Origin of the sequence: Prevotella sp. P5-126 (genome assembly GCF_002251185.1) — a bacterium.
GTDB lineage: Bacteria > Bacteroidota > Bacteroidia > Bacteroidales > Bacteroidaceae > Prevotella.
The window spans coordinates 1-667 of the sequence record NZ_NPIZ01000058.1 but is presented as its reverse complement, the minus strand read 5'-3'; the positions used below and the strand labels follow the sequence as shown (position 1 = coordinate 667).

Annotated in this window: 1 pseudogene; it reads left to right on the top strand. The window is 56.1% G+C overall.

Going from position 1 to position 667, the window contains the following annotated elements:
- Window positions 1-667 (top strand): annotated as a pseudogene (locus CIK90_RS14175) (hypothetical protein); the annotation flags it as partial.

The window sequence follows — 667 nt, the reverse complement described above, 5'->3', positions numbered from 1 at the left end:
CCTTCGAGTACTATCCAGAGGGAACGCTGGCAAAAGCAGTGTCTTACGATGCCGACAACAGGAGCACAGCCGTATTCACCGACCTGCTCGGGAGGAAGATTATGGAGCGCACCGCAGCAGGAGATACCTATTATGTATATAACGACCTCGGCCAGCTGCGCTTCGTGCTCACACCTGCATTCAACAAAATATCGCAGGAAAAGACAATATATGCATACGAATATCGTTATGACAATAGAGGGCGGGTGGTATGGAAGAAACTGCCCGGGGCGGAATGCGTGCAGTACTGGTACGACAGTGCCGACCGCATGGCGTACATGAGAGACACCGCTCTGGGAAACCGCTACCGCTTCTGCCTGTACGACCGCTTCGGAAGGCTGTGCGTGCAGGGCACATGCAGCGACGGAAACCGCGACGGGTCGGTGCTCTCCGCTACATCATACACGAGCGGATCAGGGGGTGTCTGCAGCACAGGCTACTCCGCACCGTACAGCATCAGCGACCCGCAACTCGAGATAGTCAACTACTACGACACCTATGAATTCATCGGCAACAACCTTACAAGCGCGATGCCTGCATTAACCATTGGACAGGAACAGAGACAGCACGCCATCGGCTACCTTACGGGACAGGTGGTGTACGCTACCGGCGGCGAGGCCCTCGGCAC